We start from the raw sequence: 22050 nt of genomic DNA, 5'->3' as shown, positions 1-22050 counted from the left end.
CCATGGCACTGAAGCGGCGCTCGATCAAGGATTCCCGCGGCGAAAGCACGCTGTTCCGCGTGCGCGCGATGGTGGGTTTCGCGCTGATCCTGCTTGGCCTGGGCGTGCTGGTCGCGCGCTACCAGTACCTGCAGGTGCAGCGTCATAGCGAGTTCGCCCTGCGCTCGGAAAACAACCGGGTGAAGCCACGGGCGATTCCGCCGGCGCGTGGCCTGATCTACGACCGCAATGGCGTGCTGCTGGCCGACAACGTGCCGGCGTTCCGCCTCGAAGTGGTGCCCGAGCAGGTATCCGACATGAAGACGTTGCTGTCGGACATCCGCGATGTGGTGCCGCTCGGCGACGACGACATCGATGCGTTCAAGAAACAGCTCAAGCAGAACCGCCGCTTCGACAGCGTGCCGCTGAAGCTGCACCTCACCGAGGACGAGATCGCACGCTTCGCCATCAACCGCTGGCGTTTCCCCGGCGTGGACGTGGTGCCATACCTCACCCGTCGCTATCCCTACGGGCCTCTGTTCGCGCATGTGGTCGGCTATGTGGGGCGCATCGATGCGGACGACATGAATCGCCTGGACGCCGATCGCTACAAGGGCACCAGTCACGTGGGACGCAGCGGCCTGGAGCGCTCCTACGAAGACGTGCTGCACGGCGAGCCGGGTTACGAGCTGGTCGAGGTGAATGCAGATGGTCGCGTGCAGCGCGTGCTGGAGACGCACGCCCCGACGCCGGGCAAGAACCTCTACCTGAGCATCGATTTGCGCGTGCAGCGGGCTGCCGCCGAGGCTTTCGAGGGGCGGCCGGGCTCGTCCGTGGCCATTGATCCGCGAGATGGCCAGGTCCTGGCGATGGTCAGCGTCCCCAGCTTTGATCCCAATCTGTTCGTCAACGGCATCAGCCGTGCCGACTACTCGGCTTACATGACGGATACGGACAAGCCGTTGCTGAATCGCGCGCTGAAGAGCGCGTATCCGCCGGGGTCGACGGTCAAGCCGTTCCTGGCGCTGGGCGGCCTTGAACTGGGCATCCGCCGGCCAGAGGACACGGTGTTGTCCACCGGCGAGTTCTGTATCCCCGGCCAGCAGCGCTGTTATCGCGATGACGTGCGCGGCGGCAACGGTACGGTGAACATGGTGCGGGCCATCCAGCTCTCTACCAACACGTACTTCTACAAGCTTGCCCTCGACATGGGCATCGACCGCCTTGCGAATTGGATGGGCAGCCTGGGCTTCGGCAAGAAGACCGGCATCGACCTGATCGGCGAAGCGGAAGGCATCCTGCCGTCGCGCGAGTGGAAGGCCACGCGCAGCAAGTACGGCTGGTTCCCGGGTGAAACCGTGATTGCAGGCATCGGCCAGGGCTACTGGAACGTCACCACGCTGCAGCTGGCGCACGCCACCGCCACCTTCGCCGGCCATGGCACGCCGTATGCGCCGCGCCTGGTGATGGCCACGGCCGCGGTGAAGGAGCATGCCGTACCGTTGCCCAACCCGCCGGCCGGCCCCTCGCTGATCCACAAGCCCAGTGACTGGAATGTGGTGAACCAGGGCATGGAGGCGGTGGTATATGGCGCCGGAGGCACGGCCATGCAGGCAGGCGTGTTCAAGGGATTCCCGCTGACCGTGGCTGGCAAGAGCGGTACCGCCGAGCGTTTCTCCCGTCGCAGCAACGATTACGACACCAACAAGAACCTGGCCTACCTGGCGACGCGCCACCGCGCGTGGTTCATCGGATATACGCCCACCGAGTCGCCGCGCATCGCCGTGGCCGCCATGCTCGAATCGGGCGCCTGGGGCGCGGCCGACGCCGGTCCCATCGTGCGCAAGATCATGGATGCGTGGCTGGTCTCGACCGGCGGGCCGGTTCCGCCGAAGGCGACGCCGGAGAGCGCTCCCGCCGTGCCGTCGAGCGTGCCGGAAGTGCCCGAAGATACCCCGGTGGCGACGCCGGCCGACACGCCCGCCATGCCCCCGGAAAGTGCCAGTTCCTCTCCGCCCGACGATGGAGGCAACCCATGATCGACGCCCTCCAGATTCGCCTGCAGCGCCTGTTGCGCCGGATGATCACGCGCCCGCGCATCGACCTGCCGCTCGCCTTTGGCTTGTTCGTGCTCGGCTGCGTCGGCCTGATGACCCTGTACAGCGCCAGCGGCGGCAGCATGGCGATGATCACCGGCCAGGCGGCGCGCTTCGTGATGGGCGGCATCCTGCTGTTGCTGATCTCGCGCATTCCACCCGCGGTGCTGCGCGGGTGGACGCCATGGCTTTATGCCGGCAGCGTCTGCTTGCTGCTGGTGGTGGCGGCGCTCGGCGAGGTGCGCAGTGGTTCCAAGCGCTGGCTGGACCTGGGCGTGCTGTCGTTCCAGCCCTCGGAACTGCTCAAGCTCACCATGCCGATGATGGTGGCCTGGTACCTGCATCCGCGCCAGTTGCCGCCGAGCTGGAAGGACATTGCCGTGGTCGGCATCCTGATCGGGATCCCCGCAGGCCTGATTGCCGAGCAGCCCGATCTCGGCACCGCGCTGCTGGTGAGCGCGGCCGGTGCGTTCGCGCTGTTCCTGTCCGGCATGCGCTGGTGGAAGATCGGCAGCCTGCTGGCGGTCGTCGGCGCGATGGTTCCCGTGGCCTGGCACTTCCTGCACGAGTACCAGCGCAATCGCGTGCGCACGCTGCTGGATCCGGAGTCCGATCCGCTGGGCAACGGCTGGCACATCATCCAGTCGCAGATCGCGGTGGGCTCGGGCGGCCTCTGGGGCAAGGGCTGGCAGCACGGTACGCAGTCGCGCCTGGATTTCCTGCCCGAACACACCACCGACTTCATCTTCGCGGTGTTCTCCGAGGAGTTCGGCCTGGTCGGCGTGATCTGCCTGATGGCGCTGTACGCCTTCATCATCGGCCGCTGCCTGTGGATTGCCATGGAGGCGCGCGACACCTACTCGCGCCTGCTTGCGGGCGCGATCGGCATGAGTTTCTTCGTGTATGTATTCGTCAATGGCGGCATGGTCGCCGGCATGCTGCCGGTGGTGGGCGTGCCGATGCCGCTGGTGAGCTATGGCGGCACGTCGGCGGTCTCGCTGCTGACCGGATTTGGCGTGCTGATGTCCATTCACGCGAATCGCAAGGTTCACGACTGAGGATGGCGCGTCGGGCTCTGTCCACCGCCATCCGACACTGCGCAAACCCCCGGTTTTTCCCCACTTTGCGTGCTAGGCTTTGCATCGAAGCCGTTCGACAGTGAAGTCATTCATGCCTTTGATTGCCGCGTCGCTACCGACTCGTCGCCTCCTCGCCTCGCTGGGCCTGCTCATCGCCTCGGCATGCATGCCGGTCCTCGCGGAAACCCATCCCGGTCAGGACCAGTTGGTCCGTGAAGTGGCCAAGGACACCGGCAAGAATCCGCAGGCGCTGACCGCGCTGCTCGACGGTGCCAGGAAGCAGCAAGGCATCCTCGATGCGATCAGCCGCCCCGCCGAGGCCAAGCCCTGGAAGGACTATCGGCCGATCTTCATCACGCCGCAGCGCATCAACGATGGCATCGCGTTCTATCGCGAGCATCGCGCGCTGCTGGAAAGCATCGGCAAGCAATACGGCGTGGCGCCCGAGTACATTGTGGCGATCGTCGGCGTGGAGACGTCCTACGGGCGCATCACCGGCAAGTACAAGGTGCTCGATGCACTGGTGACGCTGGGTCTGTACTACCCGCCGCGCGCCACGTTCTTCCGCGAGCAGCTGAAGACCCTGCTGGAGCTGCCCGACAACCATCTCGCCGGCCCCGTGGACACGTTGACCGGCTCGTACGCCGGCGCGCAGGGCTGGGGTCAGTTCATGCCCTCGAGCATCCGCGACTTCGGCGTGGACGCCGATGGCGACGGCCGCATCGACCTGAAGAATTCGCTGCCCGACATCCTGGCCAGCGTCGCGAACTATTTTGCGAAGCATGGCTGGCAGCAGGGCGGCCTGGTGGCGGCGCGCGCGCAACCCGACAGCGCGGCCAAACCCATTTCGGTGAAGGACTCCAAACCGCAGTGGCCGCTGGAACAGATGGAAGCCTGGGGCTATGCGCCGCTGCAGTCGCTCAGCCCGGGTGAGCCGACCAGCCTGCAGTCGCTGGATGGCGAAAACGGCAAGGAATACTGGTTCACCTTCCAGAATTTCTATGTGATCACCACGTACAACCGCAGTCCGCTGTATGCGCTGGCTGTGCATCAGCTGGCCCAGGCGATTGCCGAGGGAGCAGGTGTGACGGAAGCCATGCGATGACATGGCGGCTGGCGCTGCCGCTTCTTCTTATCGCGCTGCTGGCCGGATGCAGTGGCGGCAAAACCCGTCCCTCCGCGGGACAAGCCGGATCCTCGCGCGGCGGCAGCTCTTCCGCTGGCGGGGGTAGCTCGCGGGGCGGCATCTACGACGACACCAGCCGCCCGCAGAGCAGCCGCTACCGCGATAACGCCGACAGCGTTCCCGAAGCACTGTCGCCGGAAGCCGTCGCCAAGATTCCCGAGCCGGTGCCGAAGGTGGAGCCGCGCGCGCTGTACGGCAACAAGTCGCCCTACACCGTGCTGGGCCAGACCTACAACGTGCTCACCAGCCCCAGCGGCTATGTCGAGCGCGGCATCGCCTCGTTCTACGGCAACAAGTTCCATGGGTACAAGACGTCGAGTCTCGAGGACTACGACATGTACCAGTTCACCGCTGCGCACAAGACGCTGCCGCTGCCGAGCTACGCGCGGGTGACCAACCTGGAAAACGGCAAGAGCGTGATCGTGCGCATCAACGATCGCGGTCCGTTCCACGAGAACCGCCTGATCGACCTGTCCTATGCCGCCGCGGTGAAGATCGGCGTGTGGCCCAAGGGCACGGGGCTGGTGGAGGTGCGCGCCATTGATCCCTCGCAGCCGTTGACCGCCCAGACCCTGCCGCCACCACCGCCGCCGCCCAAACCTGCCAGCGCAGGGCCCGGAATTTTCCTCCAGGTGGGCGCATTCTCTGACGCGAGCAACGCGGAACGCGTCGCGCAGCAGCTGCGTGCGGCCAATTTTGCGCCAGTACAGGTGGTGGATGCCCAAATCAACGGTCGCAACATCCGGCGCGTGCGTGTGGGGCCGCTCGCCAGCGTGGACCAGGCCGATGATGTCACCTCGCGCATCGCGAACATGGGGCTGCCCCGGCCGCAGGTCGCGGTAGACTGACGCATTGTTTTCTCGCGGCGCCCTCACGCGCCGCCACTCAGCATTGGATTGAACCGAACGATGAACCTGATCCGCCGTACCCTGTCCTCGCTTGCCGTCGCCGCCCTGGTCGTCGGCACGGCCGTCGCCCAGCAGACTCCGCCCAAGCCCGTGCCGGTGCCGCGTCCGGCGGTGCCCGAGGCGCCGGTGCCGCCGCCGCCGGATGTGGACGGCAAGAGCTGGGTGCTGATGGATTACGCCACCGGCCAGGTGCTGGCGTCGAAAGAGCCGGACACGCGCGTGGAGCCGGCCTCGATCACCAAGGTGATGACCGACTACGTCGTCTCCGCCGAGATTGCCAACGGCAAGATCCACATGACCGATCCGGTCACCATCAGCGAGAACGCGTGGCGCAGCGGTGGTGCGGGCACGGATGGTTCCACCAGCTTCCTCAAGCTCAACAGCCAGGTGCCGCTGAAGGACCTGCTGTACGGCATGATCATCCAGTCGGGCAATGACGCTGCCATCGCGCTGGCCGAGCACAGCGCCGGCTCCGAGGCTGCATTCGCCAACCTGATGAATGCCTACGCCAAGCAGCTGGGCATGACCAACAGCAACTTCCAGAACGCCTCGGGTTACCCGATCGCGAACCACTACTCGACCGCCCGTGACATCGCGATCCTTTCGCGTGCGCTGATCCATGACTTCCCCGAGGACTATGCGATCTCGGCGGTCAAGGATTTCGAGTGGAACGGCATCAAGCAGCACAACCGCAACCTGCTGCTGTGGCGCGACAACACGGTGGACGGCATCAAGACGGGCCACACGGCCGCGGCCGGTTTCTGTCTGGCAGCGTCCGCCAAGCAGGGCGACTCGCGCATGATCGCCATCGTGATGGGCGCGTCCAACGAGAAGGCCCGTGCCGACGCCGCGCTGGCGCTGATGAACTACGGTTTCCGCTTCTACGAGACGCACAAGCTGTATGACGGCAGCAAGCCGCTGGCGACGCCGAAGCTGTGGAAGGGCCAGTCCAACCAGCTGGCGCTGGGTGTGGCCGACAACGTGCTGGTGACCGTCAAGCGCGGTGACTACGACAAGCTCAAGGCCACCATGGACATCCCGGCCACGTTGATCGCCCCGTTCACCAAGGGCCAGCAGGTGGGTACGCTGCGCGTGACGCTGGACGGCCAGCCGGTGCAGAACGTGCCGCTGATCGCCCTGGCGGATGCGCCGCAGGGCGGCTTCTTCGCCCGCCTGTGGGACAGCATCATGCTGTGGTTCCACAGCGACAAGAAGCCCGACGAGAAGTGATGGAGGAAGCGTGATGCGCGATATCGACACCATCCAGGCCCAACAGGAAGGTCAGGGATTCCAGTTCCCGGGCGAGTTCGAGATCACCGCGATGGGCAATGCCAGCGCGGACCTGAAGACCCGCGTGCCGCAGATCCTGGAAGGCATTGGCCTGCACGTGCTGCATGAGACGGTAAAGCACCGCCATTCGCGCGAGGGCAACTTCCTTTCGGTGACGGTGAGCTTCCGCTGCGATACGCGCGAGCAGTACGACCTTGCGCACTCGGCGTTGCGGGCCGATCCGGATATCCGCTACACGCTCTGAGGCTTACCGGGGTGTGGCGGGCCGGCGGTGCCTGCCACTCCCCACACGGCGCCCGGCCCTTGCAAGGGCCGGCTCACGACCGCAGATACCCAGTTCCATCCCCAGGTCATTCCCCATGTCCTTGCCGCTCAAAGTCCGTCGTCTCGGTCGCCAGCCTTACGCGGCGACCTGGGAGGCGATGAGCCAGTTCACCAACAATCGCGGCCCCGATACCTCGGACGAGCTGTGGTTGCTGGAGCACGATCCCGTGTTCACCCAGGGCCAGGCCGGCAAGGCCGAGCACGTGCTGGCGCCGGGTGATATCCCGGTGGTGCAGGTGGATCGCGGCGGCCAGGTGACCTATCACGGCCCCGGCCAGATCGTGGGCTATCCGCTGATCGACCTGCGCCGCGCCGGTGTCAGCGTGCGCGAGCTGGTCAACAAGATCGAGCAATCCCTCATCGATACGCTGGCGCACTGGAACATCGGCGCCGAGCGGCTGGAAGGTGCGCCCGGCGTTTACGTGGCCGGCGCCAAGGTGGCGGCCCTCGGCCTGCGGGTGCGCCGGGGCTGCAGCTTCCACGGCCTGGCCTTCAACGTGAACATGGACCTGGAGCCGTATCACCGCATCAATCCTTGTGGCTACAAGGGTTTGGCGGTCACGCAGGTGTTAGACTTGGGCGGTCCGTCGCGCCTGTCGGATGTCGAGGACGCCCTGGTGGAGGAGTTCTGCCGCCAGTTCGGGTTCGACGCTGAACCGGCCGCCCCCATCCTCCCTGAACTACCCGCTCGCGTAGCGGTCTGAGTCTGCCTACATGAGCGATATGTCTTCCTCCAAGGTCATCCCGATCAGCGTTGTTGCCGGCGCCCCCGAGAAACAGCTGGGCAATGACAAGATCGCGCTGAACCGCGCCGGTTTCGATACCGCGGTGCCGACGCTGCGCAAGCCGAGCTGGATCCGCGTGCGCCTGCCGCAAGGCAATGCCGTGCAGCAGCTGAAGGCACGCCTGCGCGAGAACTCGCTGGTGACCGTGTGCGAGGAAGCCTCCTGCCCGAACATCCACGAGTGCTTCAGCCACGGCACCGCCACCTTCATGATCCTGGGTGAGGTGTGCACGCGCCGCTGCTCCTTCTGCGACGTGGCCCACGGCAAGCCGGCCGCGCCCGATCCGCTGGAACCGGCGCGCCTGGCCGAGACCATCCACGACATGCGCCTGAAGTACGTGGTGATCACCTCGGTGGACCGCGACGATCTGCGCGACGGCGGCGCCGAGCATTTCGCCGCGTGCATCCGCGCGACGCGCCACGCCAGCCCGAACATCAAGATCGAGATCCTCACGCCCGACTTCCGCGGCAAGGGCCGCATGGAGCGCGCGCTGGAAGTGCTCAAGGACTTCCCGCCGGACGTGTTCAACCACAACCTCGAGACCGTGCCGCACCTGTATCGCGAAGTGCGTCCGGGCGCCGACTACCAGTGGTCGCTGGACCTGCTCAAGCGCTTCAAGGCGCAGCATCCGGACGTGCCGACCAAGTCCGGCATCATGCTGGGCCTGGGCGAGACCATGGAGCAGGTGCTCGAGACCATGCGCGACCTGCGCGCGCACGATGTGGAAATGATCACCATCGGCCAGTACCTCCAGCCGACGCCGCATCATCACCCGGTGGTGCGCTACTGGACGCCGGAAGAATTCGAGACGCTGCGCCTGGCCGGCGAGGAGATGGGTTTCCATCACGTCGCCTCCGGCCCGCTGGTGCGATCGTCCTACCATGCCGACCTGCAGGCGCATGCCGCGGGTGTCACCGAGCACGCTTAAAGAGCACGCCCAGAGAGCTCACAGAGAACCTATGAAACTGCGCCCCTCGCTAGCCCTGTTGCTCGCCCTTGCCGTCACCGGTGTCGGTGTCCACGCGCAGTCCGCCGCTGACCTTACCGGCGATAGCGCACCACGCAAGTACTCCACACTGCCGCTCAAGCCCACGGTCAATCAGGCGCAGGCGGCGCAGCTTTCCGCGCGTTTCCTTACCCGCTTCCACTACGACGCGAAGCCGCTCGACGACGCGATGTCGCAGAAGATCTTCAAGGCCTATGTCGATAGCCTCGACGGCGAGAAGGTCTTCTTCACGCAGGCCGACATGGCCAAGTTCGAGCCGCTGAAGACGCAGCTCGACGACGCGATCTGGAACCAGGACCTTGCCGGTCCGTTCTCGATGTTCAACCTGTACGTCGCGCGCGCCATCGACCGCATGAACTACGCGCGAGGCCTGCTCAAGCAGGGCTTCGACTTCAACACGAACGAAAGCTACAACTTCGATCGCAAGAAGGCCGACTGGCCGAAGGACCAGGCTGAGCTCGACGCTCTGTGGCGCGAGCGCACCATGAACGACTGGCTGCGCCTCAAGCTCGCCAACAAGAGCGACGACGAGATCCGCAAGACGCTGGACAAGCGTTACGCCGGCTACATCGATCGCGTGAAGCAGCTTGACGGCGAAGACGCGTTCCAGTCCTTCATGAACGCCTATGCCGAATCCACCGATCCGCACACCGATTACCTCGGCCCTCGCGCGGCGGAGAACTTCGACATTTCGATGAAGCTGTCGCTGGAAGGCATCGGCGCGGTGCTGCAGGCACGCGACGAATACACCGCGATCCGCGAGATCGTGCCGGCCGGCCCGGCCGCGAAGTCCGGTAAGGTGCATGTGGGCGACCGCATCGTGGCGATCGGCGAGGGCGACAACGGCCCGATGGTCGACGTCATCGGCTGGCGCCTGGACGACGTGGTCAAGCACATCCGCGGCAAGAAGAACACCACGGTGCGCCTGGAGATCCTCCCGGCCGATGCGGGCGTGGACGGCAAGCACGAGCTGATCTCCCTGGTGCGCCAGAAGGTGAGCATCGAGGAGCAGGCCGCCAAGAAGAAGGTCATCGAGATCAAGGACGCCGGCGTCACCCGCAAGATCGGCGTGATCGACCTGCCCAGCTTCTACTCCGACTTCGGTGCGCGCCGCGAAGGCGACAAGAACTTCAAGAGCGCCACCCGCGACGTTGCCAAGCTGCTCGGCGAGCTGAAGGGCGAGGGCGTGGAAGGCGTGGTGATGGATCTGCGCAACAACGGTGGCGGTTCGCTGGCCGAAGCCAATGAGCTCACCGGCCTGTTCATCGACCAGGGTCCGGTGGTGCAGGTGCGCGACGCCCGTGGCGAAGTGCAGGTGCAGGGCGACGACGATCCGGGCATGGCCTGGAGCGGCCCGATGGCGGTGCTGGTCAATCGTGGTTCGGCCTCGGCTTCCGAGATCTTCGCTGCTGCCATCCAGGATTACGGCCGCGGCCTGATCATCGGCCAGCCGACCTTCGGCAAGGGCACGGTGCAGAACCTGGTCGACCTCGACCGCTTCACCCGCAACACCAGCGAGAAGCCGCAGTACGGCGAGCTGAAGATGACCATCCAGGAATTCTTCCGCATCAACGGCGGCTCCACGCAGCTGAAGGGCGTGACGCCGGACATCCAGTATCCGAAGAACGGCGACGAGAAGGACTTCGGCGAGTCGACCTACGACAACGCGCTGCCGTGGACGCAGATCCAGCCGGCTGACTACAAGCCGGTCGCGGATCTCAAGGCCTACCTCGGTCAGCTGCAGAGCAAGCACGATACGCGCACGGCGACGGCGCCCTCGTGGAAGCTGATGCTCGATGAGTTGGCGCAGTACAAGAAGATGCGCGACAAGACGACGATCTCGTTGAACTTCGCCCAGCGCCAGACCGAGCGCAAGGACCAGGACGCCCTGCAGGCCGAGTTCCGCGCGCGCCACAAGGCCATCGACGGTGATGTGGACGGCTCGGATGATGCGGTGACGGACGATGGCCTCAACGCCAACGAGCGCAGCCTGAAGTCGGAGCTGAAGCAGGAGAAGGACGCCAAGAAGGCGGCCGATCCGCAGCTCGAGGAGACCGCGCACATCCTGTTCGACGCCGTCGGCCTCATCAAGGGCGACGCCAAGCTGGCGTCGGAAGTGCTGCCGTATGGCGGCCGCTTCTCCAATGCCACCGCAGCGGCTGCCGCTCCGGACAAGCCGCACGCCGCGGACGCTCATTGATCTGATGGGCCCCTCTCCCTGAGGGAGAGGGGCTTGCGCGGCGCAGCTCAGCGGTTGCGCCTGCGCAGCGCTTATTCGCGCTTGGGCGTTGAGTCGCCCGCTTTCTCTTCCCGTTCCTGCCGATGCGCATGCTCGGCCAGCACCTTCGCCCGATTGAGTGACTGCAGCCACAGTGCGTGATGCTGCGCATCGTCCTTGCGCGCCTCGTTCTCGCTGGCGCTGTCGGGGATGCGATTGAACGGGATGCGCATGGGCGCTGCATCGTGATCGATCGCCGCCTGCATGCTGCCGAAGTAGACCTTGTTGTAGCCGAATTTCGCATTGATGCGATCGATCACCGCATCGACCTTGCGTGTCGTCACGGGTGATTCGAACAGCGAGCCCGTGCTTTGCGTGCGCGCGACCAGCCGTTGCAGCGTCACGCTCACTGACAGCGGCGTGGCGTGGGCCGGCCCGGGCAGCACGCGTGCCTTGCGGCCGGGGCCATCGATCATGCGCGTGAGCATGCGCAGCAGTTCGCGGCTGTCGTCGGTCGGATCGAAGCCGAGGTCGCCTTCCCAGCGCTCGTCGTGGCCTACATAGCGGATGCGCACGGCCATCGCGCCGCTCAGCATCTCCAGCTTGCGCAGCCGCATCGCCGCCTTCACCAGCAGCTTCGTCAGCACGGCGCGCGCACCGGCGGGATGGCGCAGCTCGGGACCGAGCACGTGCGAATGCCCCAGCGAACTGCGCGCAGTCTCCGCCACTGGCAACCACTTGCCGCGCAGCAGATCCCACATGCGCTCGCCTTCGATGCTGCCCCATGCGTGGCGCAGCAGGTGGCGCGGTGCCTCGGTGAGCTGCCGTACGGTGGTGATACCGTGTGCATGCAGGCGCTGCTCCATCGATGGGCCGATGCCGCAGAGGTCGCGCAGGTCGAGATCGTGCAATACCTGCGGCAGACCTTCCTGCTCGATGACCGTGAGGCCATCGGGCTTGCGCATGTCCGAGGCGGTCTTGGCAAGGAAGTTGTTCGGCGCGATGCCGATCGAACAACGGATGGCACCGCCGGGTGCAACACGCGCGATTTCTCGCTTCACGTGGCCAGCCACCTGTTCGGCCACGGCGCGTTCGCGCTGGCGTCCGACCAGTTCACAGGCCATCTCGTCGATGGAGCCGACGCGCGCGATGGGGATGGCGTGGTCGATCGCCTCGATCAGCGTGTTGTGCCACCACACGTAGCGTTCAGGGCGCGCGAGCCGGATCTCGATGCCGGGACACAGCCGCCGGGCTTCGCGCACCAGCGTGCCGGTGCTGACGCCAAAGGCCTTGGCCTCGTAGCTGGCGGCAATCAGGCAGGTGGTATCCGCGTCCACCGGCACCACGCCGACAGGGCGGCCGCGCAGCGACGGATCCTCGTGCTGTTCGACCGAGGCGAAATAGCTGTTGAAGTCGATGAACAGGCTGCGCAGCGTCATGCGGGCTCTCGGCACTCAGCCGACCGTTGTAGCTTGCACCGGTCCCACGTTCCGAGACCGTGACGCACGGGTTCAGCCGGCGAGACTGGTCGCCAGGCCGAAGCCCACGGCCATGATCATCGCCACCGCGAGACACGCGCTGGACGGCCGGATGCGACGAGCATCGACGCGCGGAATCAGCCGCCACAACACTACGACGCCGATCAGCATGTCGACCAGCAACGCGCCCCGCAGCAGCGGCGAAACCAGCAGCGGCGCATATGGTGGCTTCGTGTGTCCCTCGTGCATCGCCACGCCACCGATGATCAGCAGGGTGATCAGGCTCCACACGAGGCAGGCGAGATAGGCGCGGTTGAACACCACCGGGCAGCGCTCGCTCCAGCGCATCACGGACCACGCGATGATGGCGAAGAACAGGGCGCCGATGCTGCTGTAGAGCACCCACCAGAGCAGGGCGCTGATCAGGGTGAGAAGAGTGGTCATGCCGGATCCGGGAATGGCTTCATTGCGCCTGTCATTCTGGCGAAAGCCGGAATCCACTGGCTTTCCTGCAGGGTCACGCAGGCGCTGGATTCCAGCTTTCGCTGGAATGACGGTGGGTGGTGAGGTGACTTAGATGCCGACACGGCGCAGCAGTTTGTCCATCAACCAGGCCGGGCCTACCAACAGGTAGGCGAGGTCGGTGAAGAAGCTCGGCCGGCGGCCCTCGATGGCGTGGCCGATGAACTGTCCGATCCACGCCACCACGAATACGCCAATGGCGGTCAGCAGCATGTGCGGGCCCAGCTGGCGATAGGCGAATTCGGTCAGCGCGCACAGCAGCACCAGTGCGACAAACAATGCCGCGCCCAGTCGGCGCGACTGCTTCCAGTACCAGGCAAAGGCCAGCACCAGGGCGGCGACCGACCAGAAGCCCGGGCGACCGATCATCGGCGGTACGGGAATCGTCCACATCATCGCGATCGCGCACCACAGAATCAGCGGCACGCAGATCCAGTGCAGCACGCGGTTGGTGGGATGCTGGTGGTCGGCGCTGTAGCTATCGAGCCAAGGCTGCATGGGGTATCAATCCAGCTTGATGTCGGCGAGGCGCTGCAGGGCTTCGGCGTACTTCGCCGAGGTCGCGGCGATCACGTTGGCCGGCACGTTCGGACCGGGCGCCTTCTTGTTCCAGTCCAGCGTTTCCAGGTAGTCGCGCACGAACTGCTTGTCGTAGCTCGGCGGGCTGATGCCCACCTGGTACGAGTCGGCCGGCCAGAAGCGCGAGGAATCGGGCGTCAGCATCTCGTCCATCACGTAGAGCTTGCCGTTCTCGTCGGTGCCGAACTCGAACTTGGTGTCGGCGATGATGATGCCGCGCTCGGCGGCATAGGCGGCAGCCCACTTGTAGATGGAAAGCGTGGCTTCGCGCACCTGCTCGGCGAGCTCGGTGCCCACGGCGGCCACCACGGCGTCGAAGCTGACGTTCTCGTCGTGATCGCCCACGGCGGCCTTGGTCGACGGAGTGAAGATCGGCTCAGGCAACTGCTGCGCCTGCTTCAGACCCGCGGGAAGCTTGATGCCGCACAGCGAACCGGTCGCCTGGTAGTCCTTCCAGCCCGAACCAATGATGTAACCGCGTGCGATCGCTTCCACCGGCACCGGCTTCAGGCGGCGCGTGACCACGGCGCGCTTCTCATAGAGCTTCAGGTCGGTGCCGGCGGGCAGCACGTCGGCCAGCGGGACGTCGAGCAGATGGTTCGGCACCAGGTGCGCGGTTTTGTCGAACCAGAAATTGGAGATCTGGGTGAGCATCTCGCCCTTGCCTGGGATTGGATCGGGCAGCACCACGTCGAAGGCGGACAGGCGGTCGCTGGCGACGATCAGCAGGCGGTTTTCCGGCAGCGCGTAGACGTCGCGCACCTTGCCGCGGTGGATCAGCTCCAGGCCTGGCAGGTTCGATTGCAGCAGGGTGGTGGGCACGTTGTTCGCTCCTGGCTGGCCGCCTGGCGTGCCAGGACGGGGAAACGGTGACTTGGGCCCCCGCAGGGCCCGCGAAGCCGCCCATTCTACCGGGTGCGGCCCGTGCCAGACGTATCGCGGCGATCCGCCGGGCCCGGCGGGTATTGCGGCGGCTGCTAGAATCGGCGCTTTTTGAGCCAGGCCGTCTTCCATGGTTCCGCCGTACCGCATCGATGTCGCAACGCGCACGGGCAAGCGCCCGGCGTGGGTTCGCGCGCTGCCGTTGCTGGCGGCCGGGCTCGCGGCGGCGCTGCCGGTTCACGCGGCGGCCCCGGCGAAGCCTGCGCGACTGGGCCTGTGCGCTGCCTGCCATGGCGAAACCGGCATGGCGCAGATTCCGGGCGCACCCAATCTGGCCGGGCAGAAACTCGATTACCTGCGCGAGGCGCTCAAGCAGTATCGCGACGGCCGCCGCAACGTGCCCCTGATGCGCGCGGCGATCGGCCCGATGAGTGACGCCGACCTCGACGAACTGGCACGCTGGTACAGCGCGCAGACGCCTCACATTCAAGGCAATCCATGACCTTCACCTGGACCCTCTGGCTTGCCCTGTTCGGCCTGATCTTCGGCCACGGTCTGCCTGGCGCCGTGGTCGGCGGCATCACCGGCTTCATCATCGACAGCCTGCGCAAGGGCCAGCGCAGCCGCGTGACGCCCCAGGCGGGCGGCTACATCAGTCCGCTGTTCAACGTGCTGGGTGCGGTGGCCAAGTCCGACGGCCGCGTTTCCGAGGCAGAGATTGCCGTGGCCGAGCGCGTGATGCAGCGCATGGGCCTGGAGCACGAGCAGCGCAAGCAGGCCATCATCGCGTTCAACCAGGGCAAGCAGCCCGAATTCAACGTGACCCTCGCCATCGAGGAGCTGCGTCGCTGGGTCGGCCTGCGCCGTGACCACGCCTTCCCGGTGCTCGACGTGGTGATCGAGACGGTGCTTGCCGAAGGCAATCCGCCACCGGAAAAGATGGCCATCCTGCGCCAGCTTGCCTTCGCGCTGCGCGTGAGCGACATGGAGCTGATGGCGCTGATGGCGATGAAGGGTTACGCCTGGAACGCCACCGGCTATTCACGTGGCCACGGTCCCTACGGCGGCAACGGCGGTTACGTGCCGCCCCAGCGCAATACGCAGGGGCCCGATCCGTACACCGTGCTGGGCATCGCGCGCAGCGTGGACGACCGCGCGGTGAAGCGCGCCTACCGCAAACTGATTTCCGAACATCATCCGGATCGCCTGGGCGACCTGCCCGAGGCGATGCGCAAGCAGGCGGAGTCGCGCGCCAGCGAGATCAATGCGGCCTACGAGCGCATCAAGGCAGAACGCGGCTTCAAATAAACTTGGCGTCGACCTGTAGGAGCGCACCCTGTGCGCGATCACGGTCACTACGCAGCGCTTGGGTCGCGCACTGGGTGCGCTCCTACAGGAATCCTAGACATGAGCAAGCAATCCAACGTCATCGCCCCGTCCATCCTCTCCGCCGACTTCGCCCGGCTCGGCGAGGACACCGCCAAGGCGCTGGCCGCCGGCGCGGACTGGGTGCATTTCGACGTGATGGACAACCACTACGTGCCCAACCTCACCATGGGTCCGATGGTGCTCAAGGCGCTGCGCGACTACGGCATCAGCGCACCGATCGACGTGCATCTGATGGTGAAGCCGGTGGACCGCATCGTGCCGGACTTCGCCAAGGCGGGAGCCAGCGTGATCAGCTTCCACCCGGAAGCCAGCGAGCACATCGACCGCACCATCGGCCTGATCAAGGATTCGGGCTGCCAGGCGGGCCTCGTGTTCAACCCGGCCACGCCGCTGAGCTACCTCGACTACGTGATGGACAAGCTGGACCTGATCCTGCTGATGTCCGTGAATCCGGGCTTTGGCGGGCAGAAGTTCATTCCCGGCGCGCTGGACAAGCTGCGCCAGGTGCGTCGTCGCATCGACGAGAGTGGCCGGGCCATCCGTCTGGAGATCGATGGTGGCGTGACGGCCGCCAATATCGCCGAGATCGGCGGGGCGGGTGCGGACACGTTCGTGGCCGGCTCGGCCATCTTCAATGCGCCGGACTACCAGACCGTGATCGCCGCGATGCACGAGCAGCTGGCGGCGGTGAAGGGCTGAGCCCCGCTGCGGAGCGCCCATAAGAAAATCCCGGCGCAGCCCGCGCCGGGATAAGTTTCGTCGGAACGACGTGTGAGGAGACCACACGGCGGGACATGGATCCACGGCAAGAATCCACGACCGCCATGGATTGGGACCGGGCTCTTGCGATTTGGTTCCCCGGGCCGGAAGCCTGACGACTCGCCCTAAGCCTTTGTTCAGATGAAAAAATCCCCGCCAGAGGCGGGGAGGAACGTAACCCGGAGAGCGGGAGCCAGGCTCAAAGGGACTGCCAATAATCAGGATCGAGCTCATCGGCCCCGGCGGCCGACGCGCTTCCATGCGCGCTGGCCGCCTCCAAGCCTTCCACGGCAGGTAACAGGAAAGGGTCGTTCAGTTCGGTATCGCCGTTCATGACGGGCCTGCTCAGTGCAGGCTCATGACCAGGCCGAGCAGGAGCGCACCCAGCGCCAGCACCACGCGCAACGGCTCGAAACCGTGCAGTTCGGCGTTGGGATCGACGGGGGGCTGACCAGTGGGACGCATGTTTCGGACTCCTGCGAAGACGGCTCCATTGCGCTCCCATGCGGGGCATGCGCCGGGACCCGAATGTGGCAAAACGCGGGCAAGATCGGCCCGTGGCGTGGCAGCTGGCGCGTCTCGAGGTACTTGTGCGACGTGGATCACATCTGTTGTCAGCCCGGGGCGGCTGTCTGGTGTCCCGGACTGTGGCGGCGCGCCGACGGCGAATGGCGAAACGGGGGCAGTATGGGTTTGTGGCTTGCGCGGCCGTGGCACAGGCTTCACGCTGCGCGCCATTGCCATTCCGGAGTGAGCCATGGGCCGCAGCATTGCGATCGTCGAGGACGAGCCGCTGATCCGCGCCAACTATGTCGAGGCGCTGACCCGCTTCGGTTACGAGACGCGTGGCTACGGCTCGCGGCAGGAGGCCTCCAACGCCTTCGCCATGCGCCTGCCGGAGCTGGTCATCATCGATATCGGCCTGGGCGACGAGCCGGAGGGCGGTTTCGACCTGTGCCGCGAGCTGCGCGCCAAGTCGGCCACGCTGCCGATCATCTTCCTCACCGCGCGCGACTCCGATTTCGACGTGATCTCGGGGCTGCGCCTGGGGGCCGACGACTACCTCAGCAAGGACACCAGCCTGCATCAGCTGGCGGCGCGCATCGCGGCACTGTTCCGTCGCATCGAATCGCTGAAGGTGCCGGCGTCCAGCGAAACGGTGATAGAGCATGGCCCGCTCAAGCTCGAGTCCGAACGCATGCGCATCACCTGGAACCACGAGGAGATCCCGCTGACGGTCACCGAGTTCTGGATGGTGCACACCCTGGTGCGCTTCCCCGGGCACGTGAAGAACCGTGACCAGCTGATGCGCGAAGCCGAACTGGTGGTGGATGACGCCACCATCACCTCGCACATCAAGCGCATCCGCAAGAAGTTCATCGCCGTGGCGCCGGAGTTCGACGCCATCGAGACGGTGCATGGCGTCGGTTATCGGTGGAAGCCTTGATGAAGCGTTGGATGGGTTTGCTGTCGTTGGTGCTGTTGTGGATGTCCGCGCAGGGGGCTTTTGCCGCTGATGCCGCGCAGGTGGTGATCAACGGCAAGGCGGATCGTGATGTGCCGGCGTGGACCATTCGCACCGTGCTTCCCGCGGGATGGACGCAGGACTGCTGCCTGTACGCACAGGGCATCGGCGTCAACGAGGTGCTCTACAAGGGCGAATGGACCGGCGAGCCCGATCGCGTGATGGTGCTCAACGTATGGCCGTCCAAACTGTCCTCGCTCGAAGCCGAGGTGCAGGACGATCGCCATCACTACCTGGCACGCGATCCTCACGGCAAGGCGGGCGTCTTCGAGCTCGACAACAAGGCGCTGGCCTGTCGCGGCCTGCTGTACGAAGGCACGGACCACAAGGATGACGTGGTGGTGTTCTGTGACCCGGGCCTTGCGAGCGGCATCCGTCTCAGCTGGTCGATGGCGTTCGCCCACGATGAACCCGGGAAGGACGCATTGCTTGCCCTGTTCCGCCAGGTGGTCGAGCAGTCGCGCTATGCGGTGAATTCCACCGGACACGCCGACGCCGCCAAAGCCGCGCACTAAGCGGCTTTTCGGTATCGTGCCGGCATGACCCTCCGTCGCAAACTGCTGCTTGTCGCCCTGTGCACGCTGGCCCTGCCGGTGGCCGGCTGGTTGTACGTGCGCCAGATGGAGACCTTGCTGCGCGAAGGCCAGGCGCAGGCGCTCACCGCGTCCGCGCGCGCGATGGCGCGCAGCCTGGTGGTGACCGATGCGCCACTGCCGCCATCTGGTCCGGACTGGTACGTGCAGCAGGCGGTCAATCCGATCACGATCGATGGTTACGGCGACGACTGGGCGCCGCTCACGCCGTGGAGCCAGCCGCTGGATCGACGCGGCAAGCTGTTGCTCGCCGAGGATGCGGACTGGCTTTATCTCTACGCGGACGTGCGCAGCACACAACGTACGCGTGCCGATGCGGAAGATCCGGGAGCGCTGCGCGCTGATCATCTGGTGCTGAGCCTGGGCAAGGCGGGCGAGTCGCGGCGCTACCTGCTCGCCAGTGCGGCGCCGGGCCTGGTGACCGCGCGGCCGCTCGATCCGGCCGTCGACGGCCTGCCGACGCAGCTCACCGCGCAATGGCAGGAGGACGGCAGCGGTTACCGCGTGGAGTTGCGCGTGCCGCGCAGCCTTGGCGTGGACTCGTTGGGCCTGTCGATCTACGACGCAAATGCGGGCGGCGACCCGCAGGCGGTGGAGAGCCGCCCGCTGGTCGCTTATTCGACCACGCTGTCCTATGAGCTGGGCCAGCTGGCGCTCGATGGCGTGCAGGCGCGTGTGCTCGCACCCGCCGGCTGGGTGCTGGCGCAGACCGGGCATCTTGCGACGCCGGCCTCGGCGCCGGGCGATCAGCCTGGCTGGTTCGCCGCGCTGATCTACCGTTCGCTGCTTGCGAACCAGGTGGAGGATGCCGAGCTGTGGACGCAGGACGTGCCACGTCTGGACGTGGCCGAGGTGCGCGAAGCCAGCAAGGGTCAACCCGCGACGCTGTGGCGCCAGGGCGAAGCGCGCGGCAGCGTAGTGCTGGCGGCTGCGGTGCCGATCGAGCGCGACGGACAGGTGCGCGGCGTGCTGTTGCTGGAACAGGCCAGCCGCGCGGTGCCGTTGCTCGCCAACCGTGCGTTGCTTGGATTGCTGCTTACCAGTTTCGGCGTGCTGTTGGTGGCGGGCGCCATCCTGTTGATCTTCGCCACGCGCCTGAGCATTCGCCTTGGGCGCCTGCGTGACGCTGCCGAGCGCGCGCAATTGAACGATGGACGTCTGGACGGCCCGTTCCCCATGACCGGGGCCGAAGACGAGATCGGAGATCTCGCCCGCAGCTTCGAGCGGCTGTTCGAAGTGGTGGGTGGTTACACCGATTACCTGCGAACGCTGGCCTCCAAGCTGTCGCACGAGCTGAACACGCCGCTGGCGATCGTGAAGTCCTCGCTGGACAACCTCGAACACGCCCTGCAGGCCGAGCATGCGATGCCGCCTGATGCGCAGCCCTACATGCTGCGCGCTCGCGACGGCGTGGCGCGCCTCGGTGCGCTGGTACGCGCGATGAGCGAGGCGAGCCGCATGGAGCGTGCGATTGCGGCGGCCGAACCCGAGGATGTCGATCTCGTGGCAGTAGTGCGTGGCTGCGGTGAGGCCTATCGCCCGCTCGCCGGCACGCGACGGCTCGAGACCGTGCTGCCCGACGAACCGATGATGATGCACTGCGCGCCCGAGCTGATTGCGCAGGCGCTGGACAAGCTGTTCGACAACGCCCTGTCGTTCACGCCGGATGGCGGCTGGTTGCGGCTGACGCTAAGCGCCACCAGCCATGGCGCCGAGATCGAACTGGCCAACCAGGGCCCGCCGTTGCCCGCCGCGATGCAAGGCCGGCTGTTCGACTCACTGGTGAGCTTGCGTGACAAGGCGACGCCGGGCGATGCACCCCATCTTGGCCTGGGCCTCTACGTGGTGCGCCTGGTGGCCGAGCGCCACGGCGGCGTGGCGATGGCGCGCAACCTGGACGATGGCAGCGGCGTGGCGTTCACGCTGCAGTTGCATGGGATGCCGCGTCAGAGGCTGTGACCTCCGGCTCCTTGTGGGAGCGCACCCTGTGCGCGACAGCCAACGGAGCGGTGATGCCGCTTCTTGCGATGTTCTGCGCTGCCTCGCAGTCGCGCACAGGGTGCGCTCCCACAAAAGCGACGGCGACGAGGTGCTACTTGATCTCGCCCAACGTCCAGCCACCACCGCCCGGCATCACCGCGAACTGCTTCACCGTGGTAGCCGCGCAATCGCCCGGCTTCTCCGTGCATTGCGCCAGCGTCACGCTCAGGTGCTGGTCGTCGATGAGGTCGAAGTTGGCGAGCCTGGTGGTGGCAAGGCTCGCCGCTTTGTCCAGCGCCGGGCCGAGGAACACGCCGTGGCGGAACACATAGAGCTGCAGGGCGCTGGGCTGGCAGTCGTCGCTCACCGATACCGCGACTTCCGCGACATAGGTATCGCCCTTGCGCTGTGCTCGTCCGGTGAGCAGACGCTGGCCGGTGAGCAGGAAACGATCCTCGTCGTTCTTCGGCGGCGGTGCCTTGGCCGTGCACTCGGTGGGCGCCTGCGCCACTGGGGCAAGATCGGACGGCAGCGGCTTCAACGGGCGTGGCACATAGGGTTGCGCTACAGGCGCCGGCGCCGGCTGGTGCATCCATAGCAGCCATGCCGTGGCGCCCAGCAGCAGCGCGGCGACGGCGAAGACCCGGCCGCGCAGCAGCGGGCGCCGATACAGATAGATCAGCACGCCCAATGCCAGCAGCACGGCGATGGGTGCCAACGGGCGATACAGCAGCGTCAGCAATCCGAATAGCGAGGCCACGACGGCGCCAGTGGATAGCGGCGCCTTGGCGGCAGGTGCGGCCGGCGGCGGGGTGGCCTCGGGCATGGGTGGAAGTGGGGGGGGCTCCATGGTGGCTTCCAGCGCTGGTGGCTCCATCACGGACTCCAGCGGTGGCGGCTCGTGGGCGGCCGCCTCTTCCAGCGCCACGTCTTCCGGATCCGGTTCGGGCAGTGGCGGGAAGGGCGATGTCGCGTGGACCCAGTCGAACCAGGCCTGTCCACCGTCGTGGCACCACTGGTCGCCCGCGTGGGCGTAGCGGGACAGGGCTTCCTCGGGGATGGGGCCGCGGATCTGCCCGTCCCGGCGCAGCCAGGCCAGCCGGTCGCTGTCGGGCAGCACGTCGGCCTCGACGCCCATGCCGCGCAACTGAGCCGCCTGAGCGTCGGCGGTGGCGGTGTCCAGCCCGCGGCGGATGATCAGGGGGGCGCGTTCAAACACACGCTCGCGAAAACCCGCCATTTCCATGCCGAAAGCCGCCGCCAGGCGTGCTTGGACCGTGGCCAGGTCCTGCCCGTCGAGCAGGCGGCCGGAAAGGATCAGACAGCTGTGGTCCATACCCAACGATTCCCCTGCAGTGCCGCTTCGAGCATTGATGGGGCAAGGTTAGGCGCGCAATCGCGCGCGGACAAGCCGTACACGGATTTCGGTTCGCCGCGAAGGGCCCCTACAATGGCCGTTCAAGCTCGCCCAA

General features: G+C 66.3%; 21 protein-coding genes. 15 read left to right on the top strand and 6 right to left on the bottom strand.

All coding sequences use genetic code 11. The annotated features are described in order from the left end of the window. The first annotated feature begins 2 nt into the window (after positions 1-2). The 9 genes from mrdA (at position 3) to EPB08_RS14805 (ending at position 10853) form a co-directional block, all read left to right on the top strand. Positions 3-2018, top strand: a complete 2016-nt coding sequence (gene mrdA / locus EPB08_RS14845) for a penicillin-binding protein 2 (RefSeq protein ID WP_130619863.1) — start codon at positions 3-5, stop codon at positions 2016-2018. Further along, positions 2015-3133 (top strand): rod shape-determining protein RodA, encoded by a 1119-nt coding sequence (rodA, locus tag EPB08_RS14840; RefSeq protein WP_130619862.1) that lies wholly within the window; start codon positions 2015-2017, stop codon positions 3131-3133. Before mrdA ends, rodA begins: the two co-directional genes overlap by 4 nt. Positions 3134-3245: 112 nt before the next feature. Continuing rightward, complete coding sequence (gene mltB / locus EPB08_RS14835; protein ID WP_130619861.1) at positions 3246-4259, top strand: lytic murein transglycosylase B; 1014 nt, start codon at positions 3246-3248, stop codon at positions 4257-4259. Further along, complete coding sequence (locus EPB08_RS14830; protein WP_130619860.1) at positions 4256-5188, top strand: septal ring lytic transglycosylase RlpA family protein; 933 nt, start codon at positions 4256-4258, stop codon at positions 5186-5188. Before mltB ends, EPB08_RS14830 begins: the two co-directional genes overlap by 4 nt. A gap of 60 nt (positions 5189-5248) precedes the next feature. Beyond that, positions 5249-6478: a D-alanyl-D-alanine carboxypeptidase family protein gene (locus EPB08_RS14825; RefSeq protein ID WP_130619859.1), complete on the top strand. Its 1230-nt coding sequence runs from the start codon at positions 5249-5251 to the stop codon at positions 6476-6478. A 13-nt stretch (positions 6479-6491) separates the two neighbouring features. Further along, positions 6492-6782: a YbeD family protein gene (locus EPB08_RS14820; RefSeq protein WP_130619858.1), complete on the top strand. Its 291-nt coding sequence runs from the start codon at positions 6492-6494 to the stop codon at positions 6780-6782. Positions 6783-6897: 115 nt separating this feature from the next. Continuing rightward, complete coding sequence (gene lipB / locus EPB08_RS14815) at positions 6898-7566, top strand: lipoyl(octanoyl) transferase LipB (protein ID WP_130619857.1); 669 nt, start codon at positions 6898-6900, stop codon at positions 7564-7566. Between the two features lie 10 nt (positions 7567-7576). Beyond that, positions 7577-8575 carry a lipoyl synthase gene (gene lipA / locus EPB08_RS14810; RefSeq protein ID WP_130619856.1) on the top strand — a complete coding sequence of 333 codons (999 nt, stop codon included), beginning with the start codon at positions 7577-7579 and terminating at the stop codon, positions 8573-8575. Positions 8576-8606: 31 nt separating this feature from the next. Next, complete coding sequence (locus EPB08_RS14805; RefSeq protein WP_130619855.1) at positions 8607-10853, top strand: carboxy terminal-processing peptidase; 2247 nt, start codon at positions 8607-8609, stop codon at positions 10851-10853. Positions 10854-10924: 71 nt separating this feature from the next. On the opposite strand, the gene EPB08_RS14800 is transcribed toward EPB08_RS14805, so the two are convergent. The 4 genes from EPB08_RS14800 to EPB08_RS14785 all read right to left on the bottom strand — a co-directional run bounded on the left by EPB08_RS14800 (position 10925) and on the right by EPB08_RS14785 (position 14272). Further along, complete coding sequence (locus tag EPB08_RS14800) at positions 10925-12310, bottom strand: Y-family DNA polymerase (protein WP_130619854.1); 1386 nt, start codon at positions 12308-12310, stop codon at positions 10925-10927. 72 nt (positions 12311-12382) lie between these two features. Continuing rightward, on the bottom strand, positions 12383-12793 hold the full coding sequence (locus tag EPB08_RS14795) for a hypothetical protein (protein WP_130619853.1): 411 nt from the start codon (positions 12791-12793) through the stop codon (positions 12383-12385). Between the two features lie 129 nt (positions 12794-12922). Beyond that, the gene (locus EPB08_RS14790; protein WP_130619852.1) at positions 12923-13369 is read right to left on the bottom strand and encodes an Mpo1 family 2-hydroxy fatty acid dioxygenase; all 447 of its coding nucleotides are present in this window, start codon (positions 13367-13369) and stop codon (positions 12923-12925) included. Between the two features lie 6 nt (positions 13370-13375). Continuing rightward, on the bottom strand, positions 13376-14272 hold the full coding sequence (locus tag EPB08_RS14785) for a phosphoribosylaminoimidazolesuccinocarboxamide synthase (protein ID WP_130619851.1): 897 nt from the start codon (positions 14270-14272) through the stop codon (positions 13376-13378). A gap of 262 nt (positions 14273-14534) precedes the next feature. On the opposite strand from EPB08_RS14785, the gene EPB08_RS14780 reads away from it, so the two are divergent. The 3 genes from EPB08_RS14780 to rpe all read left to right on the top strand — a co-directional run bounded on the left by EPB08_RS14780 (position 14535) and on the right by rpe (position 16420). Continuing rightward, entirely contained in the window at positions 14535-14834 is a 300-nt protein-coding gene (locus EPB08_RS14780) for a c-type cytochrome (protein WP_425598261.1), read from the top strand. Beyond that, positions 14831-15640 (top strand): co-chaperone DjlA, encoded by an 810-nt coding sequence (gene djlA / locus EPB08_RS14775; RefSeq protein WP_130619849.1) that lies wholly within the window; start codon positions 14831-14833, stop codon positions 15638-15640. The genes EPB08_RS14780 and djlA overlap by 4 nt, the downstream gene beginning before the upstream one ends. A 99-nt stretch (positions 15641-15739) precedes the next feature. Beyond that, on the top strand, positions 15740-16420 hold the full coding sequence (rpe, locus tag EPB08_RS14770) for a ribulose-phosphate 3-epimerase (RefSeq protein ID WP_130619848.1): 681 nt from the start codon (positions 15740-15742) through the stop codon (positions 16418-16420). 259 nt (positions 16421-16679) lie between these two features. On the opposite strand, the gene EPB08_RS21365 is transcribed toward rpe, so the two are convergent. Continuing rightward, a complete protein-coding gene (locus EPB08_RS21365; RefSeq protein WP_267873357.1) occupies positions 16680-16814 on the bottom strand; it encodes a hypothetical protein in 135 nt (44 codons plus the stop codon). Between the two features lie 423 nt (positions 16815-17237). Between EPB08_RS21365 and pdsR the strand changes: the two genes are divergently transcribed. From pdsR to EPB08_RS14755, 3 genes are read left to right on the top strand one after another with little or no spacing between them, the layout of a single operon-like run. Then, positions 17238-17927 carry a proteobacterial dedicated sortase system response regulator gene (gene pdsR / locus EPB08_RS14765; protein ID WP_130619847.1) on the top strand — a complete coding sequence of 230 codons (690 nt, stop codon included), beginning with the start codon at positions 17238-17240 and terminating at the stop codon, positions 17925-17927. Continuing rightward, positions 17927-18520 (top strand): hypothetical protein, encoded by a 594-nt coding sequence (locus EPB08_RS14760; RefSeq protein ID WP_130619846.1) that lies wholly within the window; start codon positions 17927-17929, stop codon positions 18518-18520. Before pdsR ends, EPB08_RS14760 begins: the two co-directional genes overlap by 1 nt. A 24-nt stretch (positions 18521-18544) precedes the next feature. Beyond that, on the top strand, positions 18545-20557 hold the full coding sequence (locus EPB08_RS14755; RefSeq protein ID WP_130619845.1) for an ATP-binding protein: 2013 nt from the start codon (positions 18545-18547) through the stop codon (positions 20555-20557). Positions 20558-20690: 133 nt separating this feature from the next. Here the strand turns inward: EPB08_RS14755 and EPB08_RS14750 are convergent, their stop codons facing one another. Next, the gene (locus EPB08_RS14750) at positions 20691-21914 is read right to left on the bottom strand and encodes a PRA1 family protein (RefSeq protein ID WP_130619844.1); all 1224 of its coding nucleotides are present in this window, start codon (positions 21912-21914) and stop codon (positions 20691-20693) included. Positions 21915-22050: the final 136 nt, after the last annotated feature.

This window comes from Dyella amyloliquefaciens (genome assembly GCF_004296575.1).
In the GTDB taxonomy this organism is placed as follows: domain Bacteria; phylum Pseudomonadota; class Gammaproteobacteria; order Xanthomonadales; family Rhodanobacteraceae; genus Dyella; species Dyella amyloliquefaciens.
The sequence above is the reverse complement of the archived record's forward strand: the minus strand, read 5'-3'. Positions and strand labels throughout refer to the sequence as shown.

Bases quoted from the DNA above. Each gene is read 5' to 3' on its own strand.
- mrdA (WP_130619863.1), top strand. From the start codon at position 3: ATGGCACTGAAGCGGCGCTCGATCAAGGATTCCCGCGGCGAAAGCACG.
- rodA (WP_130619862.1), top strand. From the start codon at position 2,015: ATGATCGACGCCCTCCAGATTCGCCTGCAGCGCCTGTTGCGCCGGATG.
- mltB (WP_130619861.1), top strand. From the start codon at position 3,246: ATGCCTTTGATTGCCGCGTCGCTACCGACTCGTCGCCTCCTCGCCTCG.
- EPB08_RS14830 (WP_130619860.1), top strand. From the start codon at position 4,256: ATGACATGGCGGCTGGCGCTGCCGCTTCTTCTTATCGCGCTGCTGGCC.
- EPB08_RS14825 (WP_130619859.1), top strand. From the start codon at position 5,249: ATGAACCTGATCCGCCGTACCCTGTCCTCGCTTGCCGTCGCCGCCCTG.
- EPB08_RS14820 (WP_130619858.1), top strand. From the start codon at position 6,492: ATGCGCGATATCGACACCATCCAGGCCCAACAGGAAGGTCAGGGATTC.
- lipB (WP_130619857.1), top strand. From the start codon at position 6,898: ATGTCCTTGCCGCTCAAAGTCCGTCGTCTCGGTCGCCAGCCTTACGCG.
- lipA (WP_130619856.1), top strand. From the start codon at position 7,577: ATGAGCGATATGTCTTCCTCCAAGGTCATCCCGATCAGCGTTGTTGCC.
- EPB08_RS14805 (WP_130619855.1), top strand. From the start codon at position 8,607: ATGAAACTGCGCCCCTCGCTAGCCCTGTTGCTCGCCCTTGCCGTCACC.
- EPB08_RS14800 (WP_130619854.1), bottom strand. From the start codon at position 12,310: ATGACGCTGCGCAGCCTGTTCATCGACTTCAACAGCTATTTCGCCTCG.
- EPB08_RS14795 (WP_130619853.1), bottom strand. From the start codon at position 12,793: ATGACCACTCTTCTCACCCTGATCAGCGCCCTGCTCTGGTGGGTGCTC.
- EPB08_RS14790 (WP_130619852.1), bottom strand. From the start codon at position 13,369: ATGCAGCCTTGGCTCGATAGCTACAGCGCCGACCACCAGCATCCCACC.
- djlA (WP_130619849.1), top strand. From the start codon at position 14,831: ATGACCTTCACCTGGACCCTCTGGCTTGCCCTGTTCGGCCTGATCTTC.
- rpe (WP_130619848.1), top strand. From the start codon at position 15,740: ATGAGCAAGCAATCCAACGTCATCGCCCCGTCCATCCTCTCCGCCGAC.
- EPB08_RS21365 (WP_267873357.1), bottom strand. From the start codon at position 16,814: ATGAACGGCGATACCGAACTGAACGACCCTTTCCTGTTACCTGCCGTG.
- pdsR (WP_130619847.1), top strand. From the start codon at position 17,238: ATGGGCCGCAGCATTGCGATCGTCGAGGACGAGCCGCTGATCCGCGCC.
- EPB08_RS14760 (WP_130619846.1), top strand. From the start codon at position 17,927: ATGAAGCGTTGGATGGGTTTGCTGTCGTTGGTGCTGTTGTGGATGTCC.
- EPB08_RS14755 (WP_130619845.1), top strand. From the start codon at position 18,545: ATGACCCTCCGTCGCAAACTGCTGCTTGTCGCCCTGTGCACGCTGGCC.
- EPB08_RS14750 (WP_130619844.1), bottom strand. From the start codon at position 21,914: ATGGACCACAGCTGTCTGATCCTTTCCGGCCGCCTGCTCGACGGGCAG.